The following is an 18119-nucleotide window of genomic DNA, read 5'->3' as shown; positions in this document are numbered from 1 at the left end:
TGCGACGGGGGAGGTCCGACCGGAGAGGATGCTGGCTTGGTATCCAAGCGGCGGGAGCGCGCCCGCATCCCGCGATACGGTGCGGGTGATGCGGTGTGGGTGTGGCGTCAGGCCCTCTGCACGCCTGGCCGCCGCGGATCGACGGCGAATTTCGCGCGGGTGGAGATGTGCCCGCCCGGGCGGGATACCTGATCCATCACCCGCATTTCCATCAGCAGCCGCTTGGGCGTGACCTCGCAAACGCCATAGCCGCGCTGGTCGTTGATCAGCTTGATATGCGGGTTTTCCGCCAGCATGCCGGCCGTGGCCTTGCGCGCATCCCCCCCGTCCCCGCCGGAAGAGATGGAGGTGATGACGAATTCGCTGGCAACCGTCGGGCTGTCCTTGTCCTTGTCGTCCAGGATGACATTGCCGACGATATGCTGGTGTTCGTCGCCGGTCAGCACCACCGTGTTGCGGATGTCATTGTCCTTCAGATGGTTCAGCAACCGGGCGCGCGCGACGCGATAGGGGTCCCAGCTGTCCAGGTTGCGGATATTGTCCGCCCCCGGTTCCCGGTCGCAGGGCATCATCATCACCTGCTGGGCCAGCAGGTGCCAGCCGGCCTCCCGGTTGGCCAGATTGCCCAGCAGCCATTCCTCCTGCGCCGCGCCCAATACCGTCAGGGACGGGTCGTCCACCTCCGGACAGGCCGGGCGGAACCCGTCCTTGCAGGGCTGGTCGCTGCGGTACTGGCGCGTGTCCAGCACATGCATGTCGACCAGCCCGCCGAAGGAGAATTTGCGGAAAAGCTGCATCTGGGCGCCGGCCGGCAGGGAGGAGCGGCGGAAGGGCAGATGCTCGTAATAGGCCTGGGCGGCCGCGGCACGGCGCAGGCGGAAAATCTCCGGCGGGGTCAATGCCTTGTCATGGTCGCCGACCCAGTTGTCCACGATCTCGTGATCGTCCCAGACCGCGATCCAGGGGGCGGCGGCATGGGCCTTCTGCAGGTCGGTGTCCATCTTGTACTTGGCATAGCGCAGCCGGTAGTCATGCACCGAAAAGGTGTCGGGCAGGTCGGCACGCCGCGGACAGGGCACGACATCATCGAAATGGCGGCTGAAATAGAAGGGCTTGCTCAGCCCTTCATAGATGTAGTCGCCATAATGGAAGACGAAATCCACCTCCTCGCGGGACAGGTGGTCATAGGCGGTATAGAGCCCCTGTTCGTAATTCTGGCAGCCGGCCACGGCGAAGCGCAGCTTCTGCACCGGCGCGCCGGCCGCCGGGGCCGTCATGGCACGGCCCTGCATGGACCGGTGATCCCCGCAGCGGAACCGGTACCAGTAGGGGCGGGATGGCAGCAGGCCGGTCAGTTCCACATGCACGGCATGGGCGAGTTCGGGATGGGCCAGCGCCGTGCCCTTGGCCGCGATGGCGCGGAAGGACGAATCCTCCGCCACCTCCCAGTCGACCGGGATGGCTTCCGGCGCCATGCCATAGCCCACGTCCAGCGGACGCGGGGCCAGACGTGTCCAGATGACGAACCCGTCGGGCCAGGGTTCCCCCGATGCCACACCGAGCTGGAAGGGAAAATCGATGAAGCTTGGATTGCCGAAGGCCAGGCGCGTCGGCGCCATGGGAACGGCCAGCGCCGACACCGCCAGGGCACCGGCCCCGCGCAGCAGGGTGCGGCGTGACAGGGCAAGGGCAGAGGGCAACACGGATTTCATCAAGGGCGACCCACTGGTAACGCCAGCCCCGTCCGGCACCACCAAAGGCGGTGCCGTGGGGGCGGAATATGCAACGGATGGTGAAACCGGCCATGCGGTTTCGCTGCCTCGCTTTTGACACCGGACGGGGCGCGTTGGCAAGTCCCTGATGCACTGCAACAAGCCCCTGCCACCCCGCCCCGGGCCGATGCGGCGGACACCGTGTGCAAAGGGTCACACGCCCAGCACACCGCCGCCCTTGCGGGTGATGGCCACGACGGAGGGACGGGGCGGCATGTCTTCCTTGAAGTCGGGCCAGCGTGTGCCGGGATCGGCGAAGCTGCCGCCGCGCGCACCGGATTTCGTATAGTCGCCCACCCCATCGGAGCCGGGATGCTGCACCGCGACGAATAGGGTCTGGTCGTCCGGCGTGAAGGTCGGGCCCGTCAGTTCGGCGCCCACGGGCACACGGAAGAAAAGCCGCGCCGTGCCGCGCAGCGACCCCTGCGTCTCCAGGGCCCAGACGCCATCGGCATAGCCGCTGGTCCGCTGCCATTTTGTGCCCTGGTCGGTGCCGATCCACAGCCGGCCCCTATGGTCGAAGGCGCAATTGTCGGGGCAGGAGAACCAGCCATCCTCCGTCGTTGCCTTGTTGAAGGTGGCGCCCGTCGCCGGGTCGGCCGGGTTGCCGGCCTTCACCAGGATTTCCCATTTGAAGCTGTCGGCCGTGTGGTCGCCATCGGGCGGCAGCATCTCCACGATATGGCCCCAACTGTTGGCGGGCCGGGGATTGGCGGCATTCACCGTGGACAGGGGGGAATGGTGCGGCAGATCAGGCAGCCGGTCGTCATTGTTGGTCAGCATGACATAGACAATGCCCGTCACGGGATTGACCTCCACATCCTCCGGCCGGTCCATGCGGGTCGCCCCCAGCAGGGTCGCCGCGATGCGGGCACAGATGACGACATCCCCCTGGTCGTTGAAACCGTTGGCCGCCGTCAGCGGCCCCTGACCATGGATCAGGGGCAGCCAGGTCAGGGTGCCGTCGGCGTCATAGCGGGCCACCGACAGGGTCCCCTCGTCCAGCAGCGTCATGTTGGCCTTGCGGTCGTCGGGATTATAGCGCCCCTTCGAGACGAACCGGTACACATGCTCGAATCGCTGGTCATCGCCCATATAGACGACGACGCGGCCATCCTTGTTGACGGTCACGCCGGCCCCCTCATGCTTGAACCGGCCCAATGCCGTCAGCTTGCGCGGCGTGCTGGACGGGTCGTAGGGATCGATCTCGACGATCCAGCCATAGCGATTCGCCTCCATCGGTTCCTTGTTCACATCGAACCGGTCGAAATGCCGGCCCCATGCCGTCCAGGCAGACGGAACCGTCATACGGTCGTGATTGCGCTGTTCGGGATGGTTCTGATCGATGGTTCCCATGAAATAGCCATCGATATTCTCCTCTCCCGACAGCACGGTGCCCCAGGGCGTGAAGCCGCCGGCGCAGTTGTTCAGCATGCCGATCACGGTCCGGCCGTCCGGGTCGTCACTGGTCTTCACGCGGCGATGGCCGGCGGCGGGGCCGGTCAGGGTCATCCGGGTGTTCAGCGCGTTGATACGGCGATTGAAACGGCCGCCCTTGACATAGGTCCATTTGCCATCGGTTCCGCGCTTCACCTCCACGATGCTGCCGCTATGGGCCGCCATCTCCACTTCCGCCATCTCGCGGGTGATGTGGGCATGGTCGTAACGGTCCTGGCCTTCGGGTACCAGGCCGGGGAACATCATCTCGGCCTGCGTATATTCGTGGTTGACCCAGAGCAGCCCGTGATCGGCCTTGTCCGATCCCTGCGGCAGGGGGAAGAAGGCCGTATAATCGCAATTATAGCCGAACTGCTTCAACTGACTGTCGGCCGTCTGCTTGTAGGGGTCGAAATCGGGGCTGTCATCGAACAGCGGGTCGCCCCAGCGGATCAGCACATCGGCGTCATATCCGTCGGCCACATGGTGGGTGCGGTCCACCCCGCGCTTCAATTCCTTGAAGGCGAAGCCGAAACCGTCGCCGGCCCCGGCAGGCGCCTGGGCCCGGGCATCGGCCGGGGCCAGCACCGCCGGGATGGCAGGGGCAAAGGCGGCAATGGCGCTGGTGCCCAGCATGCCGCGCAGGATGTCGCGGCGGCCCAGGCGCTGCTGCACCACGTCCCCGAAGGTGGGCGCATCCGCCGGGGAGGCGGCGCGATCCTGGACGGCTTCGAATTCGGCATAGGTGAGCAGGCGGGGGTCGGTCATGGCGGGCGGGGGCCTTCTGGTGCGGACTGCGGGGTCCCGTGGGGTCGGGACGAATTTATAGGCCCTTGATGCTACAGTTATTTGACGATGACCAGAACCCGTCGCGTCGCGCAACGCGCGCCATCGGCGCCGCCCCGCCGGCCGATATGGGGCTGGCAGAGGTGGCAGCGTTAAGATTCCGCACCCGCACAGCCGCCTTGGGCCGCGAGGCACCTTGCCCGCCGCCGATGAACTGGATAGCTTGTCCGACTGGTAATATTGCGATGAGCCTTTGCCGGTGGCCGCGGTCCAGCCGCTGAGGTCCATCGCCCTTTCGGAACGGAGCCGATGACGTTTACCCGTCGTGCCGCCTGTGCGGCCCTTGCCCTTTTCATGTCCACCGCCGCCACGGTCGCCCCCGCCCTTGCCTTCGAACCCGCCATCGTGTTCGACATGGGCGGTCGTTTCGACAAGTCCTTCAACGAGGGGGCGAATAACGGCGCAGAACGGTTCAAGGCCGATACCGGCGTCAATTTCCGCTGGTTTGAGGTGACGAACGAGGCGCAGCGCGAGCAGTTCCTGCGCCGGCTGGCCAGCCGCAAGGCCGATGTCATCGTCTCCGTCGGCTTTTCCATGGCCCCGTCGGTGGAGAAGGTGGCCAAGGAGTTTCCCAATGTTCGCTTCACCCTGATCGACGGCCATGTCGATCTGCCCAATGTGCAGTCGGTGGAGTTCGCCGAGCATGAGGGGTCCTATCTGGTCGGCGTACTGGCGGCGCTGGCCAGCAAGACAGGGACGGTCGGGTTCGTCGGCGGCATGGACATTCCGCTGATCCGTCGCTTCGCCTGCGGCTATGAACAGGGCGTCAAGGCGACGAAGCCGGCCACCGCCATCCTGGCGAACATGGCCGGCAGCACGCCGGCGGCCTGGGCCGATCCCACGCGCGGGTCGGAACTGGCCAAGAGCCAGTTCGATCGCGGGGCCGATGTGATCTTCGCGGCGGCCGGCCAGACGGGCATGGGGGTTCTGCAGGCGGCGGCGGATGCGGGCAAGCTGTCGATCGGGGTCGACAGCAACCAGAACTATCTGTTTCCGGGCAAGGTGCTGACCAGCATGGTCAAGCGCGTCGACGTGGCCGCCTATGAGGCGTTCAAGACGGCCCGCGACGGCACATGGAAGGCCGGGCACCAGCGCCTGGGTCTGAAGGAGGACGGCGTCGGCTGGGCCGACGATGCGCACAACAAGGCCTTGATCACGCCGGAGATGCGCGCCGCCGTCGACAAGGCCACGGCGGAAATCAAGGCCGGCACGCGCATCGTCGCCAATTACGACGATGCCAAGGGCTGCAAGTACTGATCCCGCCCGCTCGCATGACTTCCGGACGCAAGTGACGCCATGTCGGCCGCCCCATCAAACGTTTCCCCCTCCTGGGCGGTCGAACTTGTCGGCATCGACAAGCGATTCGGCCCTGTCCATGCCAACCGCAACGTGACCCTGCGTTTCGCACCCGCCAGCATTCATGGGCTGGTGGGGGAGAACGGGGCGGGCAAATCCACGCTGATGAGCATCCTCTACGGCTTCTACGAGGCCGATGAAGGGACCATCCTGGTCCGCGGCCAGCCGGTCGACATCCGCACGCCGCAGGATGCCATCCGGCTGGGCATCGGCATGGTCCACCAGCATTTCATGCTGGTGGAGACCTTCACTGTACTGGAGAACCTGTTGCTGGGGCATGAGGGCGGCCCCGTGCTGGGCCCCGCCATGGCCCGCGCCCGGGCGGAGGTGCAGGCGCTGGAGGATCAGTTCGGCCTGGAAGTACCCCTGGACGCCATCGTTTCCGACCTGCCCGTGGGCGTGCAGCAGCGCGTGGAAATCCTGAAGGCGCTGTATCGCGGGGCGGAGGTGCTGATCCTGGACGAGCCGACGGCCGTGCTGTCGCCGCCGGAGGTCGAGCAGCTTTTCCGCATCCTGGAGCGGCTGCGCCAGCAGGGGCGCAGCGTGCTGCTGATCACCCACAAGCTGAAGGAGATCATGGCCGTCACCGACCGCGTGTCGGTGCTGCGCCGGGGGGAGGTCGTGGCCGAATTCACGACCGCCGAAACCGACCGGCAGGCCCTGGCCGATGCCATGGTCGGCCGCAAAACCTCCCTTTTCGTGGAAAAGGCCCCGGCTGTGCCGGGGGATGTGCTGCTGTCGGCGCGACAGGTCAATGTCGTGGACGGGCGCGGCGTGGCGACGCTGAAGGATGCCAGCCTGACGGTGCGGGCCGGTGAGATCGTGGGCGTGGCCGGCGTGGCCGGCAACGGTCAGTCGGAATTGCTGGAGGTCCTGTCCGGCATGCGTCGTTTTGAAAGCGGAACGGTAACGCTGAAGGGGGAGGAGATCGGCCCCCACACAGCCTATGATGCGGCCGGCGCCCGCCGGCGCGGCCTGGCCCATGTGCCGGAAGACCGGCTGAAGCTGGCGGTGATCAAGGAATTTCCGGCCCATGAAAGCGCCATCCTGGGCTATCACGAGGACAAGGACCTGTCGCGTGGCCTGCGGCTGGACTGGAAGCGCGTCGCGCTGAAGACCATTTCGCTTATGGAACGGTTCGATGTGCGCCCGCTGAACCCCAATCTGCGCACCTCCCTGTTCTCCGGCGGCAATCAGCAGAAGCTGGTGATGGCGCGGGAGATGGACCGCGAACCGGACATCCTTCTGGTGGGGCAGCCGACACGCGGCGTCGATATCGGCGCCATCGCCTTCATCCATCGCCAGCTTGTGTCCCTGCGTGACCGGGGCAAGGCCATCCTGCTGGTCTCCGCCGAACTGGACGAGATCCTGGCCCTGTCGGACCGCGTCCTGGTGATGTGCGACGGGGAGATCGTGGGCGAGCTGCCGGCGGCGGAAGCGACCGAAAGCCGGATCGGAACGATGATGGCGGGCATCAAGGAAGCCCCCGCCGCCGAAAGGGTTGCACCATGAGCGCAGGCGGCGGTCCGGACAATCTTCCCTGGTGGGCCACGGGCCTGCTGTTGCCCGTGGTCAATGTGGCGCTGGCGCTGCTGGTGTCGGCGCTGGTCATCCTGGCCATCGGGGAAGACCCGGTGGGTGCCCTGGGCAGCATGCTGCGGGGCGCCTTCGGCACGGGCGAGGGCATCGGCTACACTTTCTATTATGCCACCAGCCTGACCTTCACGGCGCTGGCCGTGGCCATGGCCTTTCATGGCGGGCTGTTCAATATCGGCGGGGAGGGGCAGGCCTATATCGGCGGGCTGGGCGTGGGCCTGGTCTGCCTGTCGCTCGGCGGCTGGCCCTGGTGGATGGTGCTGCCGCTGTCGGTGATGGGCGGTGCGGTGTTCGGGGGGGTGTGGGCGGCCATTCCGGGCTGGCTCCAGGCCTATCGCGGCAGCCATATCGTCATCACGACGATCATGTTCAATTTCATTGCCTCTTCCCTGATGGTCTATCTGCTGGTCAATGTGCTGATCAAGCCGGGCCAGATGTCGCCGGAGAGCGAGGCGTTCGATCCCAGCACCTTCCTGCCCATGATGGCCGACATGGCGGCATCTGTCGGGATCGCAATGGAAAGCTCGCCGCTGAATTTCTCGGTCTTTCTGGCGCTGGCCGCCTGCGTCGGGGTCTGGTTCTTCATCTGGCACACGCGCTGGGGCTATGCGCTGCGCGCCACGGGTGCCAACGAGAATGCGGCCCTTTATGCCGGCATCGACCCCCGGAAGGTGATCGTCGTGACCATGGCGCTGTCGGGGGCGCTGGCCGGGCTGCTGGGCGTCAACGAGCTGCATGGCGTGCAGCACCGCCTGATGCTGAATTTCCCGGCCGGGCTGGGCTTCACGGGCATCGCGGTGGCGCTGATGGGCCGCAACCACCCCGCCGGCATCATTCCGGCCGCCATCCTGTTCGGGGCGCTGTATCAGGGCGGGACCGAGCTGATCTTCGATTACCCCACCATCAGCCGTGAACTGGTCGTTGTGATCCAGGGCGTGGTGATCCTGTTCGCCGGGGCGCTGGAACATATGTTCCGCCCGGCGCTGGTGCGCCTGTTCGCCCGCCGCCCGTCCGTGGCGGCCAAGCCGGCGGGGGCCTGAGGCCATGGATTTCCTTCTCTCCCTCCTGTCGCTGCTGGATAGCACCCTGCGTCTGGCGACCCCGCTGCTGCTGGCGGCCCTGGCCGGCTTCTATTCGGAACGGGCCGGCGTGGTCGATATCGGCCTGGAAGGCAAGATGCTGGTGGCGGCCTTCGCCGCGGCGGCCGCGGCGGCCATGACAGGTTCGGCCTGGGCGGGGCTGGGGGCCGGCATCCTGGCTTCCCTGCTGCTGGCATTGCTGCACGGTTTCGCCTGCATCACGCACCGGGGCAATCAGGTCGTCTCCGGCGTGGCGCTCAACATCGTGGCGCTGGGCCTGACGGCCGTGCTGGGCAATGCCTGGTTCCAGATGGGTGGCCGCACACCCAACCTGCCGGCCGGTGCCCGGTTCGGGGAGATCACCCTGCCGCTGGCCGAGGGGCTACGGGGCGTGCCGCTGCTGGGTCCGCTCTATTACGAGCTGGTCAGCGGTCACAATATCCTTGTCTATCTGGCGCTGGCCGCTGTTCCCCTGACCTTCTGGGTCGCCTACCGCACCCGGTTCGGCCTGCGCCTGCGGGCCGTGGGCGAGAATCCGGCTGCCGTGGACACGGCCGGCATCTCCGTCACGGCGCTGCGCTATCAGGCGGTGCTGATCGCGGGGCTGTTGTGCGGTATCGCCGGCGCCTATCTTTCGACGGCGCAAGGGGCGGGGTTCCAGACCAACATGACGGCGGGCAAGGGGTTCCTGGCGCTGGCCGCGCTGATCCTGGGAAAGTGGAAGCCGGTGCCCACCCTGTTCGCCTGCCTGCTGTTCGCCTTCGCCGACGCCCTGCAGACCCGCCTGCAGGGGGTGCGCCTGCCGGGCATCGGTGAGGTGCCGGTGCAATTGATCGAGGCGCTGCCCTATCTGCTGACCGTGTTGCTGCTGGCCGGTTTCGTGGGCAAGGCCATTCCGCCCAAGGCCAGCGGCAGGCCCTATGTGAAAGATCGGTGATGTGAGGGAACGCTGACCGGGCCATGGCCGGTGGCCGCCCGGATCAGTTCACCGTCAGGCCGTTGCGGCTGTTCCAGGCGGCCTCCACCTCCGGTGTGCGCTGCAGGAGCAGCCCGTACCAGCCCAGTCCTTTGTAGGTCTCATAGCCCGGTGTCAGGGCGAAGGCGACGATGGTGCCATCCTCCGCCTGATAATAGCCCATGTCCTTGCCGTCGGTATGAAGCGGATAATGGCCGATCAGCAGGTAGCGCTGATCGCTGGCGGCCAGGACGCGGTGGCTGCTGTCGACGATCAGGCATTTCGTGCGACCTTCCAGCCGTTCCTCCTCCGTCAGGCGGACTGATTTCACCACCGCGCCGGCCTGCGGTGCCCAATCGAAGAAGATGCCCAGCACACCCAGCGGCCGGCCGGTTTCAGAACCGCCGGCCCGGATGGCAGTGGAATAGATGGCGACCGGCTGATTGTTCAGCCATTCATGCGGCGCCACGTCGGCCACCGCGAATTCGGTGCCGTCGCGCGTGGCCATGGCGTCGCGGAACCAGCTTTCACCGGCCACCGACCGGCCGCGCACGGCATAGCGGTCGGGCCGGCCGTTGGCGACAACCCGGCCACCGGCGTCGGCAATCCAGATATCGAGATAGACCGTGTAGGATTTCAGGATCACGCCGGCCCGATGGGCGGCATGGTCGGCCGTCAGGGCCGACGGCTCCTCCAGGGCTGCAACCACGGCATTGTCCGTGGCCCACCAGCGGACATCGCACGATCTCTCGTACAGGTTGCGATCGATGATGTCGATCATGTTGAGCGCGAGATCGGCCAGCCGTTGCCCGCGCATGGAACCGACAAGGTCCTGCCCCAACTGGTGCAGGCGGTTGGCGCTGCCCACGATCTCATCACGCATCCGGGCCGCCGTCGCGTCGATTTCGGCGGAGATGGACTGCACCTCCGCCGCGACGACGCCGAACCCCGCCCCATGCACCCCGGCCCGCGCCGCTTCGATCTTGGCGTTCAGCGCCAGGATCTTCGTGCGCCGGGTGATGTCGCCGATGGCGCTGGTGCGCTGCGCGGAAACCTCGGCAACTTCGCGTGCAAGTTCGATGATGGTTTCCGGCGAGGCGTCCGTTTCGGCCCCGACCTTCGGATGGGCGGAATGATCCGCCAGCAGGTCTTTCGGCATGCTACCCGTATTCGGCTCTTGGATTGCGATTTGCTTGGGCGTGATCGGTCCCTGTTCCTGAGCGTTACTGTGGCGCATCACGGAAGGAGCTTCTTGTTGCATAAATATTAACAAATGCTCAAAATATATCCAAGTTAAAATATTGATTAAAATCTAATCATATTTACGTGAGATTAATGGATGTAACCGCTTGTAAAACCGCCGGCCGGAATCGGCTGGTTAAATATTGGCCATCTGTGCCCATTATTTAGACGATTGTGCCGGGCACGGCACGGGGGCGGTGATGAGCCATGCCAGTCCGTGCCAGGGCCCGCAAACCCCCTTCTGTCCAATTCCGTCCTGCACTAGACCTGCGTCGGGTCGACGGGGATGCGGTCCGGTGTTTCAACCCCGTTGAAAACCCAAGTGAAGGGAATGCCGATGGCCACCATATTCATCGCGCGCAGCGCCGCTATCAGCCAATGGGGCTCCGATGTCGGGCTGGGCAAGAACCTGTTCAAGGTCGGGGTGACCGATGGCGATCCGGCGACCCTGGTGGCGGAAGGCTGGGCCGGGGAGAGCGACTGGACCCTGGTCAAGCAGCAGCCCGATGTCGACATCACGCAGGAACAGGCGGTAGAGCGCCTGGCCAAGCGCCAGAAGCGCGTCGATCCCACATACTATCCCCGGATCAAGGGCGAGACGGCCCTGTTCAAAGTGGTTGATGCCGATGTGCAGCGCCATATCGTCCTGGCCCGCGCCATGGCGGGAGACAGCGAGCGCACGCCCATCCGGTTGAAGCCCGCCGACTATGCGGCCTATCTGTTGAGCAACGCCCTGCGATAGGTGCTTGGGCCTGTGTATTGCGGGGCAGTGCCGGCGGCGGTGCCCCGCAAGAACGCCACCCTGTTCAGATCTTCGCGACGCGCAGATTGTTCGTGCTGCCGGCCTGGCCGAAGGGAATGCCGGCCACGATGACGATGCGCTGGCCCGATTGGGCGAAATCGGCGGTGACGGCCAGTTCCTTGGCGCGCTCCACCATCTCCTCGTAATTGCCGACATCGCCCGACCGGATGGCATGCGCGCCCCAGACCAGGGCCAGACGCCGGGCGACGTCGCCATTGGGCGTGGCGGCCAGCACCGGCACGTCCGGCCGCTTGCGCGCGATGCGGGCCACGGTATTGCCGCTGGCCGTGAAGGCGAAGATGGCGGCGGCCCCGATGGTGCCGGCCAGATCGCCCGCTGCTGCGGCCACGGCATGGGAGGGGGTATGATCCACCTCCGGTTCCAGCGCCGTGACGATGGGACGATAAGCGGAATGTTTCTCGGTGCTGGCGATGATGCGGTTCATCATCGACACCGCCTCCACCGGATATTGGCCGGACGCGCTTTCCGCCGACAGCATCACGGCATCGGCCCCGTCGAACACGGCCGTGGCCACGTCGGACGCCTCCGCCCGGGTGGGGGTAGGGCTGGCCACCATGCTGTCCAGCATCTGCGTCGCCACGATGACGGGCTTGGCGGCCAGCCGGGCGGCACGCACCAGTTCCTTCTGCCGGCCGGGCACATCCTCATGCGGGATTTCAACGCCCAGGTCGCCGCGCGCCACCATGATGGCGTCGGACAGGCGGATGATGTCGTCGATCTTCTCCAGCGCCTGCGGCTTCTCGATCTTGGAGACCAGACCGGCGCGGTCGCCGATCAGGCCCTTGGCCTCGATCACGTCGGACGGGCGCTGCACGAAGGACAGGGCCACCCAGTCCATGCCCAGGGACAGGCCGAACGCCAGGTCCGCCCGGTCCTTCTCGGTCAGCGGTGACAGGTCCAGCGCCGTGCCCGGCAGGTTGACGCCCTTGCGGTTGGAAATGGCGCCGCCCACGATCACCTCGGCCGTGATCACCTCGTCGGTGACGCCGCGCACCCGCACCCGGACGCGCCCGTCATCGATCAGCAGATCCTGGCCCGGCATGATGGCCTTGAAGATTTCCGGATGCGGCAGGGGGATGGACTGCTTGTCCCCCGGCTCCCGCCCCAGCCGGAAGATCACGCGCTCGCCCGTGATCAGGTCCTCCCGGCCAGCGGTCAGCGTGCCGATGCGGATCTTTGGACCCTGCAGGTCCTGCAGGATGCCGATGGGCCGCCCCACCTCCTGTTCCAGCGCGCGGATGGCGGCATGGACCTTGGCATGGTCCTCGTGCGTGCCATGGCTGAAATTCAGGCGGAACACATCGGCCCCGGCCAGGAACAGTTCCCGCAGCCTTTCCGGCGTGTTGCTGGCCGGGCCGACGGTGGCGACGATCTTGGCGTGGCGATGGCGACGCATGGGGGCCTCAAACTCTGGTGGTCCGACGATCGGTTGCGGGCGCTTGCCGCCCGTCCTTGATCTTCCTTGTATCACGGTTCCCGGAAAATTCGATGCCCGTGTTACAGGAAACCCCCATAAGATCGGTAATTTGATTACATTTCACCGAAGTGGCGCGATTGCCGGCATCCTTTGTGGGCAAGAACCCTGTCGCCTGCGCGTGGATGTGCGGGTGACACCCCCCCGCCTGCGGCACCACTGCTTATACCAACTTGCGATGAGTAGAACTCATCGCAAGTTGGTATTATGCCACGGGCGGGACCATCTGTTTTGGGTATCATGCCCGCTACCGATCACCCGACCCGGAAAGGACTGGCCCGCCATGCGTGCCGTCATGCTGCTGTTCATCGCCGCCGCCCTTGGGCTTGGCATGCTGGCCTTCGCGACCTTCCGGGCGACGGAAACGCTGGCGCCGTTGCCGCTGGCGGGGCGCGGCGCCATCGCCGCCGCCTTCATCGGGGCTGGGCTGCTGTTCGGCCTGTTCGTGTGGCTGCAAAGGCAAAGCCGGCGGCGCGATCGTGACCGGTCATGAGGATGGTGCCACCATGCGCATGAAGCCGGCGACCGTGGCCTCGACATGGGCATCCATTTCCGCCGCATCGGGCAGCGGCCGCATGCCCGTCACGGTCCGGAAGAACAATTCCCCTTCCACCAGCACCGCGAAGGCCTGCGCGGCCCAGCGGCTGTCCGGGCAGTGAACGACGCCCTTCTCGTGCAGGCCGGCCAGATAGGCTGACAGCTTCGCCAGGAACGGGTCGGGGCCGCAGCGGAAATAAATCTCCGGCAGACGCGGGAACTTGATCCCTTCCCCCATCACCATGCGCCACAACCCCTGAGCCTCGCCATCCATCAGCACGCCGGCCAGGGCGCGGGCCAGCCGCGTCAGCGTTTCCCGCGGGCAGCGCGCCTCCATCTCGGGCACGGCCAGCGGCTCCAGCACGTCGCCGCAGCGCTGCGTCACCATGGCCTCGAACAGCCCCTCCTTGTTGCCGAACAACTGGTAGAGCGTCGTCAGCGAACCGCCGGACCGGCGCACGATGGCGCTGAGGCTGGCCCGCTCGAACCCCTGTTCGAAGAAAATGGCAGCCGCCGAGTCGATCATGGCCTGCCGCCGTGCCTCCATGCGGGGCGACAGGTCGGCGGGGGGAGGGGGCGCAGGCTTCATCGGCAACAATTCCGGGCAACGGTTCCAGGTGCGAATGGATCGGGGGGCGATCGGTCGCACCACGAGGGTGATGGCCGTCACTTGCTCTTGTGTAATGTAGGTTACATTATCCGAACGTCATCACAAGCGATCTTCGGGGGACAGTGTATCATGGCAAGGGGGACCCGTGCCGGTGCCATCGCGTGGCCGGCCTTGGCCGTGATGGTGCCTTTGCTGCTGGCGGGCTGCGGCGAGCCGCTGGAAAGGCCGGTAGAGGTGCGGCCGGTGCGGGTGGCACAGGTCGCCTTTGACACAGCAGCGGGTGACCGCCACCATACCGGCTACATCGTTCCCCGGACGGAGGTGCAGGCCGGCTTCCGCGTGGCCGGCCGCATCGCCGCGCGGCTGGTGCAGGTGGGCGACCGCGTGGAACCCGGCCAGGTGCTGGCCCGGCTGGACCCGGTTGACCTGGACCTGTCCCTGAAGGCGGCGGAAGCGCGCCTGGCCCAGGCGGCGGCACAGGATGTCCAGGCGGCGGCCGACCTGAAGCGCTATACCCCGCTTCTGGCCTCCGGCACGATCGCCCAGGCGCAGTATGACCGGGTGAAGGCCGCCGCGGATGCCGCTGCGGCCCAGCGGCGGGAGGCGGCGTCCGGCCTGGATATGGCCCGCAACCAGCGCGCCTATGGCGCCCTGACTCTGGACCAGGGCGGGATTGTCACCGATGTGCTGGCCGATGCCGGGCAGGTGGTGGCTGCCGGCCAGACCGTGCTGCGCATCGCCACCGACCTGGGGCGGGAAGTGGCCATCGACGTGTCGGAGGCCGATGTTGCCCGTCTGAAGGTCGGCGATGCCGCCCAGGTGGAATTCTGGGCCGACCGGCATGTCGCCATGACGGGCACGATCCGGGAGATCACCCCCGCGGCCGACGCGGCCAGCCGAACCTTTCGCCTGCGCCTGTCCCTGCCCGGCGGCGCAGCCGGCGACAATGCCGTGCGTCTGGGCATGACGGCCCAGGTCCGCTTCCCCGATGCCGGCGCGCCGGCCCTGGCGCTGCTGCCATCCTCCGCCTTGTTCCAGGATGGCGACCGGCCGGCGGTCTGGGTGCTGGCTGCGACCCGCGACCGGGTACAGTTGCGCCCCGTGGAGGTGGCGGGCTACCGCCATGACGGGGTGTTGGTGAAGGCGGGCCTTCAGGCCGGTGAACTGGTCGTCACGGCCGGCGCCCACCGGCTGGATGCGGGCCTGCCTGTGCGCGTCTGGGACGGGAGCCTGCCGTGAACGGATTCAACCTGTCGGCATGGGCCATCCGCCACCAGGCGCTCGTCCTGTTCATGATCATCATGTCGGTGGCCGTGGGCGCCTATGCCTTCGTGACGCTGGGCCGGGCCGAAGACCCGAATTTCACGATCCGGACCATGGTGGTCACGGCGCAATGGCCGGGCGCCACGGCGCAGGAGATGCAAGAGCAGGTTACCGACCGTATCGAGCAGACCCTGCAGCAGGTGCCGAACTTTCATTTCACCCGGTCCTATGCCCGGCCTGGCGAAACGCTGATCTTCGTCAACCTGCACGACTATACCCGGTCCAATGTCGTACCCGACATCTGGTATCAGGTGCGCAAGCGCGTGGCGGACATCGCCCATACGCTGCCGGCCGGCGTCATCGGCCCCCAGTTCAACGACGAGTTCGGCGACACCTACGGCATCATCTATGCCTTCACGGGCGACGGGTTCCGGGATGCGGAAATGCGGCAGGTGCTGCTGGCCGCCCGCCAGCGGCTGCTGCGGCTGCCGTCGATCGGCAAGGTCGATCTGCTGGGCGTGCAGGACGAGAAGATCTATGTCGAGTTCGATACCGGCCGGCTGGCCGAAATGGGTGTCACCATCCAGCAGATCGGCAATGCGCTGGCCGCCCAGAACGCGGTAACGCCCACGGGCCTGATCGACACGGGCGCGGACCGGATCCGCGTCCGTGTCACGGGCGCGCTGACGACGGAGGATCAGGTGGCCGGCGTGCCGGTTCAGGCCAACGGCCGGCTGCTGCGCCTGGGCGACATCGCCGTCATCCGCCGGGCCGCCATGGACCCGCCCGACCGTCTGATGCGCCACAATGGCGAACAGGTGACGGGTCTGGCCATCTCCATGGCCACGGGCGGCAACATCCTGGACCTGGGCGACGCCGTGAAGCGGGAAATGGCCCTGATCCAGGCTGATCTGCCCCACGGGATCGAAATCGCGCCCGTGGCCGACCAGCCGACCGTGGTCCGCGCGTCCATCGACGAGTTCGCGGCCGCCCTGGCGGAGGCGCTGGGCATCGTGCTGCTGGTCACCTTCATCAGCCTGGGCCTGCGCACGGGCATCGTCGTGGCCCTGTCGGTGCCCCTGGTGCTGGCCGTCACCTTCGCGATGATGCTGGCCATGGGCATCGACCTGCACAAGATATCCATCGGGGCACTGATCATCGCGCTGGGGCTTCTGGTCGATGACGCCATCATCGCCGTGGAAATGATGATGGTGAAACTGGAACAGGGCTGGGACCGGGCACGGGCGGCCGCCTTCGCCTGGACCTCCACGGCCTTTCCCATGCTGTCGGGCACGCTGGTGACGGCGGCGGGCTTCGTGCCCGTGGGGTTCGCCCATTCCGCGGCCGGCGAATATACGGGCACCATCTTCTGGGTGGTGGCCACGGCCCTGCTGGTGTCCTGGCTGGTGGCCGTCATCTTCACCCCGTACATGGGCTACAAGATGCTGCCCGCCGCGCATGAGGGCAAGCCGGCGGAAGACCACAATGCCGCCTATGACAAGCCGCTCTACCGCCGCCTGCGGGCCAGCCTGGTCTGGACCGTGCGGCACCGGTTCCTGGTGATCGGCCTGACGCTGGCCGCCTTCGGCCTGTCGGTTGTGGGCTTCGGCTTCGTCCAGCAGCAGTTCTTCCCCTCTTCGGCACGCCTGGAACTGGTGGTCGACCTGGAACTGCCCGAAGGCACCTCCATCGCCGTCACGCGGCAGCGGGTGGCGGAGATGGAGGCGATCTTCGCCGCCGAAAAAGGTGTGGAAAGCCACAGCGCCTTCATCGGCGGCGGTGCGCCGCGTTTCTACATGCCGCTGAACCAGGAACTGAACCGGCCCAATTTCGCACAATTCATCTTGATGACGCACAGCCTGGACGACACGGTGGTGCTGTCGCACAGCCTGCCCCGGCTGCTGGAGACGCGGTTCCCCGACCTGCGTATCCGCGTCGCCCGGCTGGAGAACGGGCCGCCCGTGGGCTACCCGATCCAGTTCCGCGTCATGGGGCGCGATCCGGAAACGCTGCGCACCATCGCGGGGGAACTGCGCGACCTGATCCGCGCCAATCCCAACACGGTGGATGCCAACCTGGACTGGACGGAGAAGGTCCGCTCGGTGCGGCTGGTCGTGGACCAGGACCGGGCCAGGGCCCTGGGCGTGACCAGCCAGGATCTGGCGCTGGCCATGCAGACGGTCATGACCGGATATACGGCCACGCAGTATCGCGAGGGCAACGAACTGATCGACGTGGTGCTGCGCGCCGGGCAGGACGAGCGCACGGCCGCGGACCGGCTGGGCGACATCCGCCTGCGCGGTGCGGCCGGTCCGCTGCCGCTGTCGCAGATCGCGCGGATCGAGTACGGGCTGGAGGAGGGGATCCTCTGGACCCGGTCGCGCGACCTGACACTCACGGTCCGGGCCGACCTTGCCGGCGCGCATGTCCAGGCCCCCACCGTGACGGCCCAGATCGAACAGGCCCTGGCGCCGCTGCGCGCCCGGCTGCCCGCCGGCTACCGGATCGAGATCGGGGGTGCCGTGGAGGAAAGCGCCAAGGGCCAGCAATCCATCATGGCCGTGGTGCCCGCCATGATCCTGATCATGATGGCCGTGCTGATGGTGCAGTTGCAAAGCTTCCAGCGTGTCCTGCTGGTCTTCCTGACGGCGCCGCTGGGCCTGATCGGCGTCACCCTGGCCTTGCTGATCTTCCAGCAGCCCTTCGGGTTCGTGGCGCAACTGGGCGTCATCGCGCTGGCCGGCATGATCATGCGCAATTCGGTGATCCTGGTGGACCAGATCGAACAGGACATCGCCGCGGGCCATGGCCGGTTCGATGCCGTGGTCGATGCCACCGTGCGCCGGGCCCGTCCCATCGCGCTGACGGCCGCCGCGGCCGTGCTGGCCATGATCCCGCTGTCGCGCAGCACTTTCTGGGGGCCCATGGCGCTGTCCATCATGGGGGGACTGATCGTGGCCACGGCGCTGACGATCTACAGCCTGCCGGCCATGTATGCCGCCTGGTTTCGCGTGCGGGAGGAGGAGACCGGCCCCACGACGCCGGGCGGCTGGGCCGCCTGAAGCCAAGTCGCGCATGCGGCACCGGCGCTTCGTGGAACTGAAAAAGCCAGAGCGCATTTCCCCGGCT

The 18119-nt window shown here is 66.8% G+C and carries 13 protein-coding genes; 8 read left to right on the top strand and 5 right to left on the bottom strand.

Features of this window, described 5'->3' with window-relative positions; all coding sequences use genetic code 11:
• Positions 1-107: 107 nt before the first annotated feature.
• Positions 108-1712 carry an alkaline phosphatase D family protein gene (locus ABC728_RS00185; RefSeq protein WP_416620233.1) on the bottom strand — a complete coding sequence of 535 codons (1605 nt, stop codon included), beginning with the start codon at positions 1710-1712 and terminating at the stop codon, positions 108-110.
• 213 nt (positions 1713-1925) lie between these two features.
• Positions 1926-3977 carry a PhoX family protein gene (locus ABC728_RS00180; RefSeq protein WP_416620234.1) on the bottom strand — a complete coding sequence of 684 codons (2052 nt, stop codon included), beginning with the start codon at positions 3975-3977 and terminating at the stop codon, positions 1926-1928.
• A gap of 327 nt (positions 3978-4304) precedes the next feature.
• Here ABC728_RS00180 and ABC728_RS00175 point away from each other — a divergent pair, with 327 nt between their 5' ends.
• From ABC728_RS00175 to ABC728_RS00160, 4 genes are read left to right on the top strand one after another with little or no spacing between them, the layout of a single operon-like run.
• A complete protein-coding gene (locus ABC728_RS00175; protein WP_416620235.1) occupies positions 4305-5312 on the top strand; it encodes a BMP family lipoprotein in 1008 nt (335 codons plus the stop codon).
• A 39-nt stretch (positions 5313-5351) separates the two neighbouring features.
• On the top strand, positions 5352-6923 hold the full coding sequence (locus tag ABC728_RS00170) for an ABC transporter ATP-binding protein (RefSeq protein WP_416620236.1): 1572 nt from the start codon (positions 5352-5354) through the stop codon (positions 6921-6923).
• Positions 6920-8047, top strand: coding sequence for an ABC transporter permease (locus tag ABC728_RS00165; RefSeq protein ID WP_416620237.1), 1128 nt, complete (start codon positions 6920-6922; stop codon positions 8045-8047). The genes ABC728_RS00170 and ABC728_RS00165 overlap by 4 nt, the downstream gene beginning before the upstream one ends.
• A gap of 4 nt (positions 8048-8051) precedes the next feature.
• Positions 8052-9023 (top strand): ABC transporter permease, encoded by a 972-nt coding sequence (locus ABC728_RS00160; protein ID WP_416620238.1) that lies wholly within the window; start codon positions 8052-8054, stop codon positions 9021-9023.
• Between the two features lie 43 nt (positions 9024-9066).
• Here ABC728_RS00160 and ABC728_RS00155 read toward each other — a convergent pair whose 3' ends face one another.
• Positions 9067-10200 (bottom strand): methyl-accepting chemotaxis protein, encoded by a 1134-nt coding sequence (locus ABC728_RS00155; RefSeq protein WP_416620239.1) that lies wholly within the window; start codon positions 10198-10200, stop codon positions 9067-9069.
• Between the two features lie 420 nt (positions 10201-10620).
• Between ABC728_RS00155 and ABC728_RS00150 the strand changes: the two genes are divergently transcribed.
• Positions 10621-11025 carry a hypothetical protein gene (locus tag ABC728_RS00150; RefSeq protein ID WP_416620240.1) on the top strand — a complete coding sequence of 135 codons (405 nt, stop codon included), beginning with the start codon at positions 10621-10623 and terminating at the stop codon, positions 11023-11025.
• 64 nt (positions 11026-11089) lie between these two features.
• Here ABC728_RS00150 and pyk read toward each other — a convergent pair whose 3' ends face one another.
• Positions 11090-12502, bottom strand: a complete 1413-nt coding sequence (gene pyk, locus ABC728_RS00145; protein ID WP_416620241.1) for a pyruvate kinase — start codon at positions 12500-12502, stop codon at positions 11090-11092.
• 361 nt (positions 12503-12863) lie between these two features.
• Here pyk and ABC728_RS00140 point away from each other — a divergent pair, with 361 nt between their 5' ends.
• Entirely contained in the window at positions 12864-13073 is a 210-nt protein-coding gene (locus ABC728_RS00140) for a hypothetical protein (RefSeq protein WP_416620242.1), read from the top strand.
• Here the strand turns inward: ABC728_RS00140 and ABC728_RS00135 are convergent.
• Entirely contained in the window at positions 13068-13706 is a 639-nt protein-coding gene (locus ABC728_RS00135; RefSeq protein ID WP_416620243.1) for a TetR/AcrR family transcriptional regulator, read from the bottom strand. The two genes, ABC728_RS00140 and ABC728_RS00135, sit on opposite strands and share 6 nt — an antisense overlap.
• A gap of 150 nt (positions 13707-13856) precedes the next feature.
• Between ABC728_RS00135 and ABC728_RS00130 the strand changes: the two genes are divergently transcribed.
• Both ABC728_RS00130 and ABC728_RS00125 read left to right on the top strand, forming a co-directional pair.
• Positions 13857-14966, top strand: a complete 1110-nt coding sequence (locus ABC728_RS00130) for an efflux RND transporter periplasmic adaptor subunit (protein ID WP_416620244.1) — start codon at positions 13857-13859, stop codon at positions 14964-14966.
• Positions 14963-18052, top strand: a complete 3090-nt coding sequence (locus ABC728_RS00125) for an efflux RND transporter permease subunit (RefSeq protein WP_416620245.1) — start codon at positions 14963-14965, stop codon at positions 18050-18052. The genes ABC728_RS00130 and ABC728_RS00125 overlap by 4 nt, the downstream gene beginning before the upstream one ends.
• Positions 18053-18119: the final 67 nt, after the last annotated feature.

The organism is Niveispirillum fermenti (assembly GCF_052474395.1).
This window is presented reverse-complemented; position numbering and strand designations above follow the sequence as displayed.

Coding starts and splice junctions, on each gene's coding strand:
- ABC728_RS00155 (WP_416620239.1), bottom strand. CDS start 10,200: ATGCCGAAAGACCTGCTGGCGGATCATTCCGCCCATCCGAAGGTCGGG.
- ABC728_RS00130 (WP_416620244.1), top strand. CDS start 13,857: ATGGCAAGGGGGACCCGTGCCGGTGCCATCGCGTGGCCGGCCTTGGCC.
- ABC728_RS00185 (WP_416620233.1), bottom strand. CDS start 1,712: ATGAAATCCGTGTTGCCCTCTGCCCTTGCCCTGTCACGCCGCACCCTG.
- ABC728_RS00170 (WP_416620236.1), top strand. CDS start 5,352: ATGTCGGCCGCCCCATCAAACGTTTCCCCCTCCTGGGCGGTCGAACTT.
- ABC728_RS00160 (WP_416620238.1), top strand. CDS start 8,052: ATGGATTTCCTTCTCTCCCTCCTGTCGCTGCTGGATAGCACCCTGCGT.
- ABC728_RS00180 (WP_416620234.1), bottom strand. CDS start 3,977: ATGACCGACCCCCGCCTGCTCACCTATGCCGAATTCGAAGCCGTCCAG.
- ABC728_RS00165 (WP_416620237.1), top strand. CDS start 6,920: ATGAGCGCAGGCGGCGGTCCGGACAATCTTCCCTGGTGGGCCACGGGC.
- pyk (WP_416620241.1), bottom strand. CDS start 12,502: ATGCGTCGCCATCGCCACGCCAAGATCGTCGCCACCGTCGGCCCGGCC.
- ABC728_RS00140 (WP_416620242.1), top strand. CDS start 12,864: ATGCGTGCCGTCATGCTGCTGTTCATCGCCGCCGCCCTTGGGCTTGGC.
- ABC728_RS00175 (WP_416620235.1), top strand. CDS start 4,305: ATGACGTTTACCCGTCGTGCCGCCTGTGCGGCCCTTGCCCTTTTCATG.
- ABC728_RS00150 (WP_416620240.1), top strand. CDS start 10,621: ATGGCCACCATATTCATCGCGCGCAGCGCCGCTATCAGCCAATGGGGC.
- ABC728_RS00135 (WP_416620243.1), bottom strand. CDS start 13,706: ATGAAGCCTGCGCCCCCTCCCCCCGCCGACCTGTCGCCCCGCATGGAG.